General features: G+C 58.5%; 16 protein-coding genes and 2 pseudogenes. 13 read left to right on the top strand and 5 right to left on the bottom strand.

Translation table 11 applies throughout. The annotated features are described in order from the left end of the window. Positions 1-206 precede the first annotated feature (206 nt). The 6 genes and pseudogenes from ACK8OE_RS05570 to ACK8OE_RS05545 form a co-directional block, all read left to right on the top strand. Complete coding sequence (locus ACK8OE_RS05570; RefSeq protein ID WP_410271736.1) at positions 207-965, top strand: hypothetical protein; 759 nt, start codon at positions 207-209, stop codon at positions 963-965. Positions 966-986: 21 nt separating this feature from the next. Beyond that, positions 987-1,646, top strand: a complete 660-nt coding sequence (locus ACK8OE_RS05565) for an RHS repeat-associated core domain-containing protein (RefSeq protein ID WP_410272024.1) — start codon at positions 987-989, stop codon at positions 1,644-1,646. 433 nt (positions 1,647-2,079) lie between these two features. Continuing rightward, positions 2,080-2,370, top strand: a pseudogene (locus tag ACK8OE_RS05560) (tyrosine-type recombinase/integrase); the annotation flags it as partial. Positions 2,371-2,400: 30 nt separating this feature from the next. Continuing rightward, entirely contained in the window at positions 2,401-2,805 is a 405-nt protein-coding gene (locus tag ACK8OE_RS05555) for a type II toxin-antitoxin system RelE/ParE family toxin (RefSeq protein WP_410271735.1), read from the top strand. Continuing rightward, positions 2,789-3,106, top strand: a complete 318-nt coding sequence (locus tag ACK8OE_RS05550; protein WP_272739826.1) for a helix-turn-helix domain-containing protein — start codon at positions 2,789-2,791, stop codon at positions 3,104-3,106. The genes ACK8OE_RS05555 and ACK8OE_RS05550 overlap by 17 nt, the downstream gene beginning before the upstream one ends. Positions 3,107-3,333: 227 nt before the next feature. Beyond that, a pseudogene (locus ACK8OE_RS05545) lies at positions 3,334-3,567 on the top strand (hypothetical protein); the annotation flags it as partial. 635 nt (positions 3,568-4,202) lie between these two features. On the opposite strand, the gene ACK8OE_RS05540 reads toward ACK8OE_RS05545, so the two are convergent. Beyond that, entirely contained in the window at positions 4,203-5,351 is a 1,149-nt protein-coding gene (locus ACK8OE_RS05540) for an IS110 family transposase (RefSeq protein WP_410271734.1), read from the bottom strand. A 761-nt stretch (positions 5,352-6,112) separates the two neighbouring features. Between ACK8OE_RS05540 and ACK8OE_RS05535 the strand changes: the two genes are divergently transcribed. The 4 genes from ACK8OE_RS05535 to ACK8OE_RS05520 all read left to right on the top strand — a co-directional run bounded on the left by ACK8OE_RS05535 (position 6,113) and on the right by ACK8OE_RS05520 (position 9,914). Next, a complete protein-coding gene (locus tag ACK8OE_RS05535; protein ID WP_410271733.1) occupies positions 6,113-6,484 on the top strand; it encodes an EF-hand domain-containing protein in 372 nt (123 codons plus the stop codon). Between the two features lie 84 nt (positions 6,485-6,568). After that, the gene (locus ACK8OE_RS05530; protein WP_410272023.1) at positions 6,569-7,312 is read left to right on the top strand and encodes a class I SAM-dependent methyltransferase; all 744 of its coding nucleotides are present in this window, start codon (positions 6,569-6,571) and stop codon (positions 7,310-7,312) included. A 3-nt stretch (positions 7,313-7,315) separates the two neighbouring features. Continuing rightward, entirely contained in the window at positions 7,316-8,842 is a 1,527-nt protein-coding gene (gene ubiB, locus ACK8OE_RS05525; protein WP_410271732.1) for a 2-polyprenylphenol 6-hydroxylase, read from the top strand. Between the two features lie 94 nt (positions 8,843-8,936). Continuing rightward, on the top strand, positions 8,937-9,914 hold the full coding sequence (locus tag ACK8OE_RS05520; protein WP_410271731.1) for a magnesium transporter CorA family protein: 978 nt from the start codon (positions 8,937-8,939) through the stop codon (positions 9,912-9,914). Here the strand turns inward: ACK8OE_RS05520 and ACK8OE_RS05515 are convergent. Further along, positions 9,892-11,871, bottom strand: a complete 1,980-nt coding sequence (locus ACK8OE_RS05515) for a putative bifunctional diguanylate cyclase/phosphodiesterase (RefSeq protein WP_410271730.1) — start codon at positions 11,869-11,871, stop codon at positions 9,892-9,894. The two genes, ACK8OE_RS05520 and ACK8OE_RS05515, sit on opposite strands and share 23 nt — an antisense overlap. A 59-nt stretch (positions 11,872-11,930) precedes the next feature. Beyond that, a complete protein-coding gene (locus tag ACK8OE_RS05510) occupies positions 11,931-12,545 on the bottom strand; it encodes a hypothetical protein (protein ID WP_410271729.1) in 615 nt (204 codons plus the stop codon). A gap of 53 nt (positions 12,546-12,598) precedes the next feature. Between ACK8OE_RS05510 and coaBC the strand changes: the two genes are divergently transcribed. The 3 genes from coaBC to ACK8OE_RS05495 all read left to right on the top strand — a co-directional run bounded on the left by coaBC (position 12,599) and on the right by ACK8OE_RS05495 (position 14,699). Beyond that, positions 12,599-13,798 (top strand): bifunctional phosphopantothenoylcysteine decarboxylase/phosphopantothenate--cysteine ligase CoaBC, encoded by a 1,200-nt coding sequence (coaBC, locus tag ACK8OE_RS05505; RefSeq protein ID WP_410271728.1) that lies wholly within the window; start codon positions 12,599-12,601, stop codon positions 13,796-13,798. Continuing rightward, entirely contained in the window at positions 13,795-14,256 is a 462-nt protein-coding gene (gene dut, locus ACK8OE_RS05500; protein WP_410271727.1) for a dUTP diphosphatase, read from the top strand. Before coaBC ends, dut begins: the two co-directional genes overlap by 4 nt. Positions 14,257-14,351: 95 nt before the next feature. Further along, complete coding sequence (locus ACK8OE_RS05495; RefSeq protein WP_410271726.1) at positions 14,352-14,699, top strand: hypothetical protein; 348 nt, start codon at positions 14,352-14,354, stop codon at positions 14,697-14,699. On the opposite strand, the gene dapB is transcribed toward ACK8OE_RS05495, so the two are convergent. Together dapB and dnaJ are read right to left on the bottom strand one after the other, a co-directional pair. Next, a complete protein-coding gene (gene dapB, locus ACK8OE_RS05490; RefSeq protein ID WP_290793706.1) occupies positions 14,666-15,418 on the bottom strand; it encodes a 4-hydroxy-tetrahydrodipicolinate reductase in 753 nt (250 codons plus the stop codon). The two genes, ACK8OE_RS05495 and dapB, sit on opposite strands and share 34 nt — an antisense overlap. 150 nt (positions 15,419-15,568) lie before the next feature. Next, positions 15,569-16,738, bottom strand: coding sequence for a molecular chaperone DnaJ (dnaJ, locus tag ACK8OE_RS05485; RefSeq protein WP_290793703.1), 1,170 nt, complete (start codon positions 16,736-16,738; stop codon positions 15,569-15,571). Positions 16,739-16,812 lie beyond the last annotated feature (74 nt).

Here is a 16,812-nt window from a genome sequence, read left to right as displayed (position 1 = left end):
GCACACCCCGAACCCAGCCCCCAAAAGTGAGGATTCCCGCCGCCCGAAGGCCAGGGGCCCCTATCTGTGGCTGTGGTTTGCGGCCCTCACTGGTATCATATTCGGCCTTGTTGCCTTGTCATGGGGCTGAATCTGTTAACCAAACCCTTAACAGATGCCGCATAACGCGCGTATAGTCATCAGGTTCAAGAGGGGCTGAGCGCCGGATGACCAGAAAGCATATACTCTACGCCATACTGTTCCTGATTGTTGCGGCTGTGCTGGGCATTACCGGCTACTGGCTGTACTGGGACAATTTCGTGCGCTGGGCCCCCGTAACCATCACGCAAAAGCAGAAGGATATTCAGGAGCTTCTTGATTCGTCGGGCTATGCGGCGTCGGGCAAGGAGGGACCGGAAATCTGGGTCATTACCTATCGCAACTGCGCGACATGCAAGGTGTGGGAAGATCAGGAACTGCCGAAGTTCGAAGCCATTGGCGCCGATATCCGCCTCGTGCCCTTCGCGCCGATGGATGTCGAAGGCAGGGTGACAACGACCGCCTCGGAACGTTCGACCATCGCCGAAATCTGGCTCAACCGCTCCTATCCGCTCTACAAGCAATGGCGTGCCGCCAGCGAAGAGGCGTGGCAGCCGACCTTCCGCGCCGCCGACGATGATCTGGCGCGCTCAGCGGTGGTGCAGGCCAGCCGTGACTTTATCGCCAAACTGGAACCGCTTCTGGGCGATAATGGCGTGCCGATCCGCTATCCGCTGATCATCTGGCGCGATGGCACCCAGCACATCCGCGTCTGCGCCTGTTCGGATGAGCGCATGTACCACTATGTGCGTGACGATCTGCACGCGCCGTCCAAGCTCGAAGGGGCACAGGCTCCGGCGCTGAAAATCGAAGCGCCCGCCACTGCCGCCGCCGAAACCGTAGCCAGCGACAGCGCCACCGGCAATTACGGGCCCGATAGCCGGTAAGGTGTCAATTAACGCTACGACCTGAGTGGTGGACGCTTTTTACAAACCGACCCCATCGGCAGCAAAGATGATCTGAATTTGTATGGGTATGTGGGTGGGGACCCGATCAATGCAAGTGACCCAACTGGATTAGCTCAGGTTTGTAATCCTTGGGGATGTCATGGAACCGCTTCGCCTGAAACGCGACAGAAGCAGGATGAATTTGCCAAAGCTACCGGTCATAATAACGCGCCAGGAACAACCTTGATTATAACAGCGGGAGCGACAGGAAATGCTGCTGCCGGAACAGCAGGGGCCCATGGTTCTACTCAGACTGGCGTGGCTGTTGATACGTCTGGTAATGCCAAGACTGTTGCAACGACATCCTATGGCCCGTCAGCTGGAGGTGGAACGAATGCAGGGCCCGTTGTTACGGTGAGTGTGGCAAATGGTACTGTCGATGACCAAAAAGGGGCGAGCACAGGAGCTACAGGGCAACTGGGTCCTGTGTCCGGTTCAATCGCAACAGCACAAAATTCTAAGGGGCAGGACGTAATTTCTGGGTCAATTTCAATTAGTCCTGGCGCAGGGGGGAGTGTTTCCGGTGATATAAACAATACTGTTGTAGACCCCCAATTGCCGAAAGGTGAAGTTCAACCGTCCGGCTGCTACCCAGGCCCTGGGAACATTTGCAATAGATAGGTGATTAATGAAAAAACTTATGGTCTATGCAGCACTTATGTTTACGTTTCTGTTTGGATTTTACGTGAATCATTTAGCAAAAATTGTAACTGTCCGGAATATTTCCAAGCCATATGGTAATTTTCTATTTCCTTATGATACTCACGGCGGGATTGTATACGTCGACAAACTTGAGAGTTTTATTTTGAAATTTGGCTTGATGGGGTCGTTTGCTGTTTCTTTGGCAATCATAATTGTTGCAATCATAGCTAAACGAGCCTCCACGAGCTCAAAAATTTAGAACTCGGCCGGAATGCTCAATGGCCGCAAGATAAAAGGCCGTCTCTCTGAGCCGGTAAGCTGTTGTCTGCACATCGTTTTTTATGCCTCTGGGGTGTGAGAAAAGGCCGGAATCTGGAGATTCTGGCTGTTATAGGGCTACGTCGCACGCGCCAATATCGGCAAGGCCGGGGCGTGCCATCTGTTCCGGCATACGGCCGCGACCCTGATGTTAGAGGGCGGGGCGGATATCCGCTATATCCAGGCCTTGCTTGGCCACGAGAACCTTGAGAGCACTCAGGTCTATACGCGGGTCTCCGTCGCCCAGCTTCAGGCGATCCATACCCGCACGCATCCGGGAGCCACAAGCCTGCGCACACCGGGTGACGGCCTGTCGCCGCCCGACTTGCAGGGCCTCGACCTGATCCTGTCGGACGACGATGACGACGACCGGGACGACGTTTGAAAGCTCACACTAAGTGTGATAGAAGGTTACATGACATCCCAGCCTCCCTCCGCGCGCATCTACAAGAATGTCTGGTTCGCGAAGTTTGCGCGGAAAGAGAAAATCGAGGACACGACGCTTGTTGAGGCGATCCGAAATGCCGAGACAGGTCTGATCGACGCTGATCTGGGCGGCGGGGTGATCAAGCAGCGCGTGGCACGGCCTGGTGCCGGGAAATCCGGTGGCTACCGAACCATCATCCTGTTTAAGGCGCAGGATCGAGCCGTGTTCGTTTATGGCTTCGCCAAGAACGACAAGGCCAATCTGGGGCCGGAGGAACTGAAGGAATATCGTCTGGCCGCCGGGTTTGTGCTGGGCCTGACCGAGGCACAGATAGCCGTCCAGGTGGAGACAGGCAAATGGGTAGAGGTGACGAGCGATGACGAAGACCTATAAGAGCGAAGCCTTTGCGGCCCTGCACGAGATGATGGAAGGGCTGCATGATGAGGGTGCAATCGACAAGCGGACGATGCGTCACTTCGATGAGGCCTGCCTGGCACCGGCACCCATGCTGAGCCCGGAAGACATCCGCGCCATCCGCGAGCATGAGCACGTCTCACAGGGTGTGTTTGCCCGGTATCTGAACGTGTCGGCGAACCTGGTATCGGACTGGGAGCGCGGCCAGAAGCGTCCTGGCGGTCCCGCGCTGCGGCTTCTGTCCGTCGTCCGGAAGAACGGCCTCAGCGCCATCGCCTGATATCTGCCCTATCTTCCTCTCAGCCAGACTGAATCCGGTCTTCCCACGTGCGCGGGTGTGTGCCATCGTGCGTCTGAAGGTCTTTGAAATCTGAAGAAAACCGCCTCAAGGCGATTTTTAGCCAGCGCGTGTATCGCGACGGCGAAAATGCGCCGTAAGCCACGGAGGCAACGGGGGAAAATCCATCCCGATACGATCTGCCGCGTCAGGGGTGACAGTTTTTACAAACCGACCCTGTCGGATCAAAGGACGACCTGAACCTGTATGCCTACACCGGTGGGGATCCAACAAATAAGACGGATCCAACCGGACTGGACGCTTGTAACGGAGGCCACACCGTGTGCCCTGACGGCACGAACGCTAACGCTATTGCGGAAACTGTTCCTAAGGGAACGGCAGGAGTTTATGGAAGTGTAGGCGGGGGGAGGTGGCGCCACACATGGTGCCGCTATTCAGATTAACGTCGCCGCTGTCATTTCGCATGACGGAAAGGGCAATCTCATTGGCGATGTGCAGCTTACTTATGGCGGTATGGCTGGAGAAAACAACGATAAGCAAGCGGCGGTGGGCGGCTCAGCAGGTGCTTCGACAGGAGGGCTTGTTTCAAATGCCACGAATACAAACCAATTGCTTGGCGACGCAAACACCAGCAATGCCTCGGTTGGGCCTGGGGGCGCCTCAGTCCCGACATCAGGCAGCGTAAAACAATAACTGGCTGATATGGTGTATAAGGTGGGTCTCTAGTTGCGCGGTTGTCAACGCCATTTTAAGCAACTGAATTCTCAAACAATTTTGCGTTTGTAAGTTGGCAAGCAGACACAGTTGTCTGTGTGCGGGCGAAGCCCGTCACCATTTTAGTCTAATTGTATGTCTGGCAGCGAGATCAGGAGTCTCTCCGTAGTCATGCGGTCAATTGGCGAAACCGCAGCTACATTACGTTGTTCAATTCAGAACAAACAGGCGGGACCAATAGGAGCCACGGCCTCAACGCGAATTGCACATATGTGCCGTCCGCCGGCCACCCGACCGCACGTCACTCACCCATCTGCCGTCTTGCTGCAAGACCCCCGGCTTCAGATCTCACCGGGGTTTTCGTTCAGGCGATCGCCTCTGGGGGCCTATCGCTGAATCTCGGAGGTTTCGGCGCCACTTCCTGTTTCAGGAGTTTGCGCTCCTCGGCTGAAAGGAGCTTGGGTCGGAAACGGTCGTTGTTGACCCAAATACGGTGCATGATCATCACTAGTTTCCGGGCGACGGCGATGCGCGCCTTCGAAAACCCGATCCTTTTCGCCAGTCGCACGCCCCAAGCCTTGAGCGTGTTCCACTCCTGGGAAGCACTAAGCAGAACAGTGGCGGCGATTACCAGCACGCGTCTTGTTCCGGGATCACCGCGGCGGGAGATCGCCCCCATCTTGTTGAACTCTCCGGACTGATACTGTTTTGGCGTCAGGCCGAAGTAAGCCGCTACATCCGACGATTTTGTAAATCTGTGAGGATTGTCGATCGCTGCATAGACCGACAACGCCGTGACAGGGCCGACACCCGGAATGTCCATGAACCTGCGTACCACGTCTATGCTGTTGGCGATTTCCTCGATCCGGGCCGTCAACGGCTGGATCTTCTCGGCAGCGGTCCGGTACAGCAAGAGTGAGGGCAGCACGAAATCCCGGACATGCACGCCGTCACGTTCTGCGATGGCTAGCGCTTCGACAGTACGCCTAAAGAAGGTCTCGGCCGGTACGGCGCCGCGTTCGACGATGATACCAAAGGGCTTCAGCACGCCGGCGATATGGTTCTCAAGGCTGACTTTCTGGCTGACCAGGTGATCACGCATTGCCAGTAATACCCGCGTTTCTTGCGATGCCTGGGAACGGATCTGGACAACACGCAGGAAGTCTTCCCCTCCCATGCGCAGAAGTTGGGCCAGACCACGAGCGTCATTTTTGTCCGTCTTGTTGCGGTATGTCGCGAGGAAGCGGTGTGCCTGGAAGGTCTCCATGCAGATGACCGAAAAGCCGAACCTGACGAGCCCTGAATACATCCAGCTGCTCATGGTCCCGGCTTCGAGGCCTATGCTAAGTGTCTTGCCATCCTCCAACCGATTGGCAAGCCATCCTCTGACATCTTCCGGGCGTGTCAGGCTTTTCCCTTCACAGAATATTTTGCCTGCCGCGTCGATGACACAGATCGAAGTGGTCTTCTGTGATATATCCAATCCTACGAAATAGTCCGCTGTCGCCGTCATGATGTCCTCCTGTAATGACGCCTGATAGCTTAAGGTCAGCCAGCATATGCGGGAGCGCAACTACAACGTAGGAGCCAGTGCATCAAATTACAAAACGACAACGACTAATATCCCTAAGCTTGTAGAGGATACTAAGAATTGGTTTAAGGAAATATTTGCTAAAAAGTGAGATTTTTCAATGTCTGTTTCCAGATCAAAAACATATTGGTATCAACGGACAGGAGGCCTTTTTCTAAAGGAAATTTCTTGGCAAGCTTATGTCTTTCAGATATCGATTGCTATGTATATAGGAATTCCTATAGTTATCGGTCGAATGCACGAGTCCGAAAAATTAGGGCGTATTTTGACTGTTCCTGCTATATGGAATGGTTTGTTTGGATTTGTTTTATTCTTTGTCGTAGCTTATATTAAGTCGACGTCAAAGCTTGAGCGTCAATAAATCCTTTGTATCTCTTAAGCTAATTTATAGGAAGTTCGAGCTGTTCTCCCTCGAGCCCGCCGTTCAAGCCGCATAAACCCCGCTCTTTTGACCCCCTTGGCGTGGGGCGTAAACCGTGTCTTGGCGACGGTGTCCTGCAAGAGCTTTACGCGCTCGGCGTGCCAGTCGCGTTCTTCGTCGGTGACGGTATAGTCGCCAGAGTATCGGCCTCTACATAGGCGCATCCTCATAAGGCCCTCTTTTGCCCGCCCCAATGCCGCCCCATTGAATGGGCAGGGTAAACTCTCATATGATGCGTAAGATACTGTCCGGGAGACTCTTCATGCGTGCGACCCTGATTTCACTGGCCCTGTTGGCTGTGCCGGGCGCGGTGGTGGCGCAGGACGTCATCGACCCGAAGCACAAGCCCAACTTTACCGAGCGCACGGACAAGATGACCCCTGCGCAGCGTGAAGCCGAAATCAAGCGTATCTTTGCCGAATTTGACCGCACTCGCGACGGCTTCATCACCGAAGACGAGGCCCCGCGTCTGCCGCATACGGGCAATGATCCGGAGGCGATAAAGGCCGATGCCAAATTCTTCATCTCGCTCTATGACGACAACGAAGACCATAAGGTGTCGCTGGACGAATACCGCGCTAAGGCGGCTCTGGCCCTGATCGGGCGGGAAAAAACGACGCAGGCGTCCAAATAAGGACTTTCCTTATCGCCAAAGCCGCGCGGCTGGTCTAAAAACCCTCGCATGAGCGAACAGACGGCCCCTTCCGAATCCCCCAAAATGTCCACCTTCGGCTTCCGCGATGTGGAGGCGAAGGAAAAGGTCAATCTGGTCCACGGCGTGTTCAAAAACGTCGCCGCCAAATACGACCTGATGAACGACGTCATGTCGGTGGGCGTCCACCACCTGTGGAAGGACGCGGCCTGTGCCAAGCTCAACCCGCAGCCAGGTGAAGTGATCATCGACTGTGCAGGCGGCACGGGCGACATTGCGCGGCGTCTGGCTAGGCTAGCGCGGGCCGCCAAGGCCCGCCGAGGCGGCAAAGACGCGGAGATCCGCATCATCGACTATAATCAGGCGATGATCGAGGCCGGCATCCAAAAGGGTTCTGAGCCGGAAATCACCTGGTCAGTCGGCGATGCTATGAATCTCGCTGTCGCCGACAATAGCGTAGACGCCTACATCATCTCGTTTGGTATCCGTAACGTCGCCGACGTGCAGGTAGCGCTCAATGAGGCCAAACGCGTACTAAAGCCCGGCGGTCGCTTCTTCTGTCTGGAATTTTCACATCCGACGACCGGACTCATTGAAAGCAGCTACGAATTTTACGCTTTTAAAATCATCCCCTTCATGGGGCAAATGATCGCCAATGACCGCGATTCCTATCAGTATCTGGTCGAAAGCATCAAACGCTTCCCGGATCAGGAGACTTTCCGCGGCATGATGGACAAGGCGGGTTTCCGTCGCACGGGCTTTACCAACTTCACCGGCGGGGTGTGCGCCCTGCATTACGGCTGGACGTAAGCCTTGGCGTCGGTGTTCTCTTCGTTTTTCCGCCTGATCAAGGCCGGGTTCGTCCTGATGCGTGAGGACGTGCTGATCCCGCGCGAACTGAGCTATCAGCTCAATCCGCCTTCGCGTTTCTTTTCCAATTCCCTGCGCTTTTTCTTTGCGCGTCGCGGGCCACAGGACCGCGTGGGGCTACGCTATGCCCGTGCCTTTGAAAAGCTGGGCCCGGCCTTTATCAAGCTGGGGCAGGTGCTTTCAACGCGCGGCGACATCTTCGGGGATGAATTTATCCGCGACCTCAGCCACCTGAAGGATCAGTTGCCGCCGTTTGATGCGGCGACGGCGCGACGTCTGGTCGAAGAGGCGCTGGAAAAGCCGGTCGATGGCGTCTTCTTTGAATTTGGCGAAGTCATCGGGGCCGCCTCCATCGCGCAGGCGCACCGCGCCATCCTGAAAGACGGGCGGCAGGTGGCGGTGAAGATTCTGCGCCCCGGCATCGAGCAGATCATTGCCGACGACATCGCCATGATGACGCTGGCGGCCAAAATCATCGCCTTTCTGTCGCCCGCCTCGCGCCGTCTGGAGCCCGAAGCCTTTGTCGCTACGGTGGCGCAGTCGCTCCTGCTGGAGCTGGACCTGCGGCTTGAGGCCTCGGCAGCGGACGAACTGGGGCAGATCATCAATGCCGAACCCTATATGTCGGCACCAAAAGTCGTCTGGCACCATGTGGCTAAGCGCGTTCTGGTCATCGAATGGGCCAAAGGCATCCCGCTCAGCCGTCCCGAAGCCCTGACCCAGCCGGGTCTTCAGCCGCAGGCCATGGCCGACAACCTGATCCGCGCCTTCCTGTCTCAGGCGCTGAACCACGGCATGTTCCATGCCGACCTGCACGAGGGCAATCTGTTTGCGCAGGCCCCGGATAAGCTGACGGCGATTGATTTCGGCATTGTCGGGCGGCTCAAGCCCAAGGAACGGCTCTATCTGGCCGAAATGCTGTGGGGCTTCCTGCGCCGCAACTATAAGCGCGTGGCCGAGGTGCATTTCGAAGCGGGCTACGTCCCCAAGCATCACGATGTTCAGGCCTTCGCGCAGGCCCTGCGCGCCGTGGGGGAGCCAGTGCTGGGGCGGGCCGCGACCGAGGTGTCGATGGGACGGCTTCTCACGCAACTGTTTGAGATCACGGCGCAGTTCGACATGCACCTGCGGCCTGAACTGGTCCTGCTGCAAAAGACCATGGTCAGTGTCGAAGGCGTGGCGCGGCGCATCTATCCGGAACATGATATCTGGGAAGCCGCCCGGCCGGTGGTGCGCGACTTCATTCAGTCGGAACTGTCGCCGGTCGCCGAGGCGCGCCGCCTGATCGACAAGCTGGCGCATAAGCTAAAGCTGGATGACGACGATGAGGCGGACCGCGAACGCGAAAGGCGGGCGTTCATCTCCCTGCAATCCGAACTGCGCCACAGCCGCACCGTCTCGACCCTGGCCCTGATCGCCTCGGTACTGGCTCTGGGCGTTATGGTGTGGATCGCCATCAGTCGGTTTTGAGAACAGGCGCCGCGCGCCTGAGCGCGGCCACGCCTCTCCAGTTTAAATATTAAGCAAGGCTTTGGGCGCAGGATGAACGGAAAAGGGTCGTTGCATGATCACCATTTTCCACCGCATCGGCGAGCGTATCTCGGAAACCCAGCAAAAGGCCGACCAGAACGTCCCGGACGAACCGGTGTGGATCGACCTGCTCAACCCCACCGAAGAGGAACTGCGGCATCTGCCGCAAAACCTCAATATCGCCCTGCCGACGCGTGAAGAAACCTGGCGCAACCACGCGCTCAACCGCATGTACACGCGCGATGGTACCGCCTATATGACCGCCGCCGTCATTAGCGACGACCGCGACGCGCGCGCCTGCGGAACGGTGACCTTTATCCTGACGCCGGATTTCCTGATTACGCTGCGCGATATCGATCCGCCGCCCTTTCTATCGCTTCAGGAACGCTTGCTTTTGACGCCAAAGGCCTTTCCGGACAGTGTGGACGTCCTGACGGGCTTGCTGGAAGCCATTGTGCTGCGAACCGTGGTCCATTCCGATGAGGTGATTGCCGGTCTTGACGGCCTGTCGCGGCGCATCTTTTCACCGCGCGGATTTGAAGGCGAGAAGGGTACGCCATCGGACATCATGCACGGTGTGCTGCAGTCACTAGGCTTGCTGGCCGACCTCAACTCACGCATCCACGAAAGCATATCGAGCCTTCAGCGGGTGGCGGGCTTTCTGCGTACCCATACGCCCGCCGGTCAGTCCGATCATAGCCGCGCTTTGGGCACCCTTATTAAGGATACGCAGTCCATCGCTGAGCAGACGACCTTCCTGTCGAACAAGATCAGCTTTCAGCTTGATGCCGCGCTGGGGATGATCAATGTCGAACAGAACCAGATCGGCAAGATCTTTTCGACCACGGCGGTTTTTTTCCTGCCGCCAGCACTGGTCGCTGGCATTTACGGCATGAATTTCGACCACATGCCGGAACTGCACTGGGCGTTGGGCTACCCACTGGCGCTGGGTCTTATGGGCGTGGCTGTGCTGGTGCCCTACTGGGTTTTTAAACGGCGTGGCTGGCTTTAATTCGGTTGGTGTCGGCCAGATAACCGGCGATCATGCTGGGATGCATCGGCTTCGCGAATAGATAGCCCTGCGCCATGTCGCAGCCCATTTCGCGCAAGCGTCCCAGCTGTTCCTGAGTTTCGACGCCCTCGATGATCGATTTCAGTCCCATGTCGCTGCAAAGCCCGGTCATGGAGCGCACCACCTTACTGGCGCTGTCGTTTTCGATATCAGTAACGAAGCTGCGATCGACCTTGATGCGGTCAAGCGGCAGGCGGTGGACATAGCTCAGCGACGAATAGCCGGTGCCGAAATCGTCCAGAGACAGGTGGCAGCCGAGGGTTTTTAGCATTTGCATGGACTGACGGGCCTTGACGAAATCGTGCGCCATCGCCGTTTCAGTGATTTCAAAGTCGATGCGTCGGGGGTCAATGCCGGACGCATTGACGATGGCTACCAGTCGCACCACCCCTTCGGCGGCGCAGATGTCATGGGCTGACAGATTGAAAGACAGACCGATATCCTCAGGCCAGTTACGCATTTCACGCAGCGCCTTTTCCAGAAGCACTCGGGTGACGCCACCAATCAGGCCGGCGCGTTCGGCCACAGGGATAAACACATCTGGCGCAACCAGCCCCAATTGCGGGCTGTACCAGCGAGCCAGAGCCTCAAAAGACAGCACACGACCGCTTTTCAGATCGACAATCGGCTGAAACAGCTGGATCAGCTCCTGTTCGAGATCGGCGGACAGAAGATGGCGTTCGATCTGCGTCTGGGTACGGATTTCTGCCGCGTGCTTGTCGCTGAACAGAACGGTCTGACCGCGCAGATTGCGCTTCGCATAATAGAGCGCATAGTCGGCATTCTCGAACAGGATTTCCGCTGACTGTATGGTCTCGCACCACGTCGCCATGCCGATGGAGCAGGCCATGTGGGCGTGTGTGCTGCCGATGGTAAAGGGCAGGCGTACAACATCGGTCAGATCGCGACCGACCTCACTTAAAGCCTCGTCGGACGCCGCATCGCGCACGATCAGACCAAACTCATCTCCCCCCAGCCGGTAGATGTCGGCCTTAGCGTCGATAAAGCCCAGGCAGGCCTTTTCAAGCCGGCGCGCGGTTTCGCTCAACACCCGGTCACCAGTGGCGTGGCCATAGGTGTCATTGATCGGCTTGAAGCCATCGAGATCAAGCACCCCGACGGACAGGGCCAACCGTCCGGCCTGCGCCTCGGCAAAGGCCTTTTCCAGATCGTGAAAGAAGCGGCGGCGGTTGGGCAGTTCGGTCAGAGCGTCGAGATTGGCTATGCGAAAGTTTTCGTCGGATAAGGCCTGTGTTTCGGCTTGCTTGGTCATCAGGTCGCGACGCGAACGCACCAGGTCAGCAAAGTCGCGATAGTGCGTCATCAGAATGGTCAGGATGGCTGCGCTGACTAGCACAATATTCACGGCAATCGCCTGTTCAGTCTGATCACCCCACAAACCGAAAAACAGAATAAAGGGCACATTGACGATCAATGTCACCAGAATAGCGGCCGATCTCAGATGCATAAGGCAGAAGATACAGCCAACGACCGTGATGCCCATGTAGAAGATAACATGGCCCTGCGCGTGGGGATCGCCGTAGGGGTGCAGGCTCAGGCCCCAGCTCATAAACCCAATAGCCAGAAATGCCGCCATCTTGGTGGTGCGGCGAAGCTGAGCGACGGCAAAGTCAGGGGTCACGGTTTGATGACGCTTGCGCCACCAGTGAATCCCGCGAACACCGGCGATCAGGCACAAGGTGCCCGGCAGCCATACCGACAGCCACAGAGGGGCTAGGTGGGAAAAAGTATAGCTGACGGCCAGAGAGCTGACGATCAGCAGGAAATAGAGCAGGGGCACCTGCCGTGACAAGGCGTGAAACTGCGCCACCGCCAGTTCGGGATCATTGGCGGAGACGCTGAAAAGGGCACGCAGGCTTTTACTTAAGGATATCACAGCTCTGACCGGGAGGTTATCACTTACGCCCACCTTAAATCATTTTATCTAAAAAGAATTTAATCGACGCTGGGGTCAAAATTATCACGCGTGATTGTACGGCGCTTCGCCTCGATCTGTTTCTGTTTCTGCCAGTAGCGGGCCCCCTCTGAGGGGCGGAACAGGGTGCGCGGCGCTCGGTTTTTTGTCATTACGGCAAAGACATTGCGCCTGGAATCATAAAACAAAGTGTCGCCATTGTTACGAACCAGGGTTTCAACCCCCTCGGGCGGTGCATGGATAAAACCGTGCACCATGCCTAGCCATTCCTCATACGACCGCGCACCCACCTCGCCCCCATGCTTTTCAAAATGATGGGTGGCGTTTTGATAGGCGCTGTATTTGCGGTTCGACGACCACAAAGGCCAGTCACCATAGTGGGTGGAGGTGATTTCCACCTGCGGGCCGACGGGCAGACGTATGGCGTCGCTGTCTTCGCGCTTTGCCGGGGCATCGGCCTGAACTGGCGATAGTGCCTCAGACGGGGTGGCGCGGGGCGCCGCGGCTTCGACCGGGGCCACCTGCCTTGCCGGGGCCTCGCTCTTTTCATCCGATAGGACGGCCGACGGCCCGGCATCGCAGGCCGCAAGCAACAGAAGCCCCCATGCCACAAGAAGGCGTTGTGCGATCCTCATGCGTCCCCCATATGTCTTGCCAGACCCTCGCAAAGGCCATTAAAGACCTTCTTATGACTGTTGCAAGCCCACCTCGTATACTGCTGATCGTCGGCGGCGGCATTGCCGCCTACAAATCATTGGAGCTGATCCGCCTGATCAAAAAGGCGGGTCTGGCGGTGCGCGTTGTCTTGACGAAGGCCGCCCAGCAGTTCGTCACGCCCTTGAGTGCCGCCGCCCTGTCAGGGGACAAGGTCTATACGGACCTTTTTGACCTGACCGATGAGACTGAAATGGGCCATATCAGCCTGTCGCGTCAGGCCGAATTGGTGGTGGTGGCTCCAGCGACGGCCAATCTGATGGCCTCTGCGGCCAACGGGCAGGCCGATGATCTTGCAACCACGCTTTTGCTCGCCACCGACAAGCGCGTTCTGATGGCGCCAGCCATGAATGTCCGCATGTGGCATCACCCGGCCACGCAGCGCAATCTGGCGACCTTGCGCGCTGATGGCGTGCTGTTCAGCGGGCCTGATGAAGGGGATATGGCCTGTGGCGAATACGGTCTGGGTCGCATGAGCGAACCTGATGCTATTTTTGCCGCGATTCAGGCCGCGCTGAAGCCGAAGGCGCAACCCTTAAAGGGCCGCCATGTGCTGATCACTGCGGGGCCGACCTTTGAGCCTCTCGACCCCGTGCGCGGCATCACCAACCGCTCCTCCGGCAAGCAGGGCTATGCCATCGCCGCCGCGGCAGCCGAGGCCGGGGCGCGCGTGACGCTGGTGTCTGGCCCGGTCAGCCTGCCGACCCCGGCGGGCATCACCCGTATCGACGTGGAAACGGCGGCGGAGATGCACGAGGCGGTGCACGCGGCTCTGCCTGCCGACGTGTTTATCGGTGTGGCGGCGGTGGGCGACTGGCGCGCCAAAGAGATTGCCCGCGATAAGCAGAAGAAGGGCGTGGACGGCGAACTGACGGTGACGCTGGTCAAAAATCCCGACATTCTGGCCAGTATCGGCCACCACCCGACGCTGCGTCCGACGCTGGTCATCGGCTTTGCGGCGGAAACGCGCAATGTCGAGGTCTATGGCCAGACGAAGCTGCGCAGCAAGGGGGCCGACGCCATTCTGGCCAATGACGTGTCGAAGGACGTCTTTGACCGAGACACCACCAATATGATCCTTATCGACGCTTCGGGCCCGACGGCCGGCGAGCACCTGACCAAGGCCGAAGTGGCCGCCGACCTCATCCAGTATCTGACGACAAGGCTGAAATGACCTACACTCCGACCGCCCATATCATCCAGCTGCCGCACGCCGCCGGTCTGGCCCTGCCCGCCTATGAGACGGAGGGCTCGGCGGGTCTCGACCTGCGCGCCGCTATCGCCGAGGGTGAGGTACTGACGCTCAGGCCGCTGGGGCGGGCGCTGGTCCCTACCGGGCTGAAGGTTGCCGTACCGCTGGGGTTTGAGGTGCAGGTGCGCCCGCGTTCAGGGCTGGCGCTGAAATTCGGCATTACCTGCCTCAACTCGCCGGGAACGGTGGATTCCGATTATCGCGGCGAGGTCGGGGTCATTCTGGTCAATCTGGGCACCGAGGATTTTGAAATCCGCCGCGGCGACCGCATCGCGCAGATGGTGGTGGCGCGTCACGCCCGCATTGAATGGGAAGTGGTCGAAAGCCTTGACGACACGGCGCGCGGGGCGGGCGGCTTCGGCTCGACCGGGCGGGGCTAATCCCCTTATTTCACGCAATTGTGCAGGATCGCCGGGTTTACCCGCCCGGCGAAGCACCTCAGACTCGCCCAATACGCGAATCTGGGTGATGAGCCATGACAGAAACCCTCGAACTGTACGGATTGCTGAGCGATCTGGTCGAAGCGGCGCTGAACGGCCTCAATCTGTGGCCGGCGCTGTTGGCGGGTGTGATCGCCGCCCTCCTGATCTGGCTGCCGGTGGCGGCGCGATTGCTGGTCGCCCTGTGCCTGACCCTCGTTTTCAGTAGCCTTTGGCCCCTGCTATACGGCCTGCCGCCCCTTGCCCCCGACTTTGGTGAGCCGGAATACAGCATCCAGTTTGCGCTCATGGCGCTGGTGGCCATTGGGCCTGTCTGGCTGACCGAAGCGCTGGGTGTAAGGCGATTGACTCAGCGAAAGCCCAGAACGTCCTGCATATCGTAAAGGCCGGGCGACTGCGCCGTCGCCCATAACGCCGCTTCGACGGCCCCGCGCGCGAACAAGGTGCGGTCGCGCGCTGAATGCGACAGGGTGATCACCTCGTCTTCGGCGGCAAACAGCACGCTGTGTTCGCCGATAATGCCGCCGCCGCGAATGACCGAAAAGCCGATCGTTCCCGGTTCACGCTGACCCGTCAGGCCGTCGCGTGCCGCCACGCGCACATCCTTGAGATCGACCCCGCGCCCGTCGGCAGCGGCGTCCCCCAGCATCAGGGCAGTGCCCGACGGCGCATCGACCTTGCGCTTGTGATGGGCTTCCAGCACTTCGATATCCCAGGCGTCTGGCCCCAGCTTGGCCGCCGCCTGTTTCACCAGCCCCATCAGCATATTGACGCCCAGAGAGAAGTTCCCCGAACGCAGCACAATGTTGCGGTCGCCATAGGCTTCGAGGGCGGCAATCTGTTCCGGCATGAAGCCGGTCGAACCGATGATATGCGCCAAAGCCTTGCCGCGCTCTTGACCCTCAGCGGCACAGGCTTCGGCCAAAGCCAGAGTGGCCACGGGGGTGGTGAAGTCAATCACCGCATCGGCCTGCGACAGGTCAATGGCGTCGCCCTTGTCAAAGGTGGTGGCGACGATCAATTCGCGCTCATTCAGTACACGGATAACCGCCTGACCCATGCGGCCCTTAGCTCCGGCAACGGCAAAACGAATCTGGGTCATGATCACTCCGGAGGTTTATAAGCTGCCCGCTCCTCTAGGGAGCGGGCGCCAATAAGTCAAATCCGGCGACGGGCCGCCCCGAGCCGGATTTGTCTATTCAGATCCATGAAAAACGTATTGCGCGTCAGCGCAAGACTTTTTCATGAGGGGCTATGCCGTGCCCGTGATGTCGTCCCAGAACCGCTTCGCTTTATGCATAAAGCCTTGCGACTGGGCGTAGGACTGTGCCTCGGCGATTTCGGCAAATTCCTTCATCAGTTCCTTTTGACGGGCGCTGAGGTGCTTTGGCGTTTCGACGAACAGTTCGACCAGCAAATCGCCGCGCTGTTTCGAATTGAGCACCGGCATCCCCTTGCCCTTGATCTTGACCTTGTGGCCGGTCTGCGCGCCTTCGGGGATGGCGACTTCCAGCTTGCAGGTGCCGTCGCAGCCTTCGCCGCCCATCAGGCACGGCACCTCGACCTCGCCGCCCAGAACGGCGGTCGGCATGGGTACGGGGATCTGACAGTGCAGGTCGGCACCATCGCGCTCGAAAATTTCGTGTTCGGCCACCGACAGGAAGATATAGAGGTCGCCGCGCGGCCCGCCATTGGCGCCGGCCTGACCTTCACCGGACAGGCGGATGCGTGCGCCGTCATCGACCCCGGCGGGGATGCGCACGTTCAGCTTGCGATTGGCGCGCACCTGACCATGACCGTGGCAGTTGGTGCAGGGCTCCTTAATCACCTGACCCTGACCGTTACAGGTCGGACAGGTGCGCTCTACGGCGAAGAAACCGTTGGAGGTACGCACGCGGCCCGCGCCGCCGCAGGTGTGGCAGGTGACCGGCTTGGTGCCGGCCTTGGCCCCTGAGCCCTTACAGACTTCGCAGGTCAGGGTCGTCGGCACGTTCAGCTCGACATCCGCGCCCTTATAGGCCTGTTCCAGCGTAATTTCGTAATCATAGCGCACATCGGGGCCGCGTTGCGGGCCTGAGCGGCGGCCACCGCCCCCGCCACCGAAGATGTCGCCGAACATTTCGGAGAAGATGTCTTCGACATTGCCGAAGCCCTGCCCGCCAAAGCCGCCCTGACCGCCGAAGCCGCCACCGCCCTGACCATTGACACCGGCGTGTCCGAAACGATCATAGGCCGCACGCTTGTTGGCGTCGGACAGGACCGAATAGGCTTCATTGACTTCCTTGAAGCGCGCCTCGGCCTGATCATCACCCTGATTGCGGTCAGGGTGATGCTCCATCGCCTTCTTGCGGAAGGCCGATTTCAGCGTCGCGTCATCCGCATCGCGGGCCACGCCCAGAATTTCGTAATAATCACGCGCCATTTTTACTCAGCAGTCCTCTAAGCGCATTCGGAAAACAGCCTTACGGGTTCCGAAACCAGATGCGCGATAAACAT

This window comes from Asticcacaulis sp. W401b (genome assembly GCF_046503825.1).
Taxonomy (GTDB): Bacteria; Pseudomonadota; Alphaproteobacteria; order Caulobacterales; family Caulobacteraceae; genus Asticcacaulis.
Note: the sequence above shows the minus strand (reverse complement) of the source record. Positions and strands in the feature narration are given on the sequence as shown.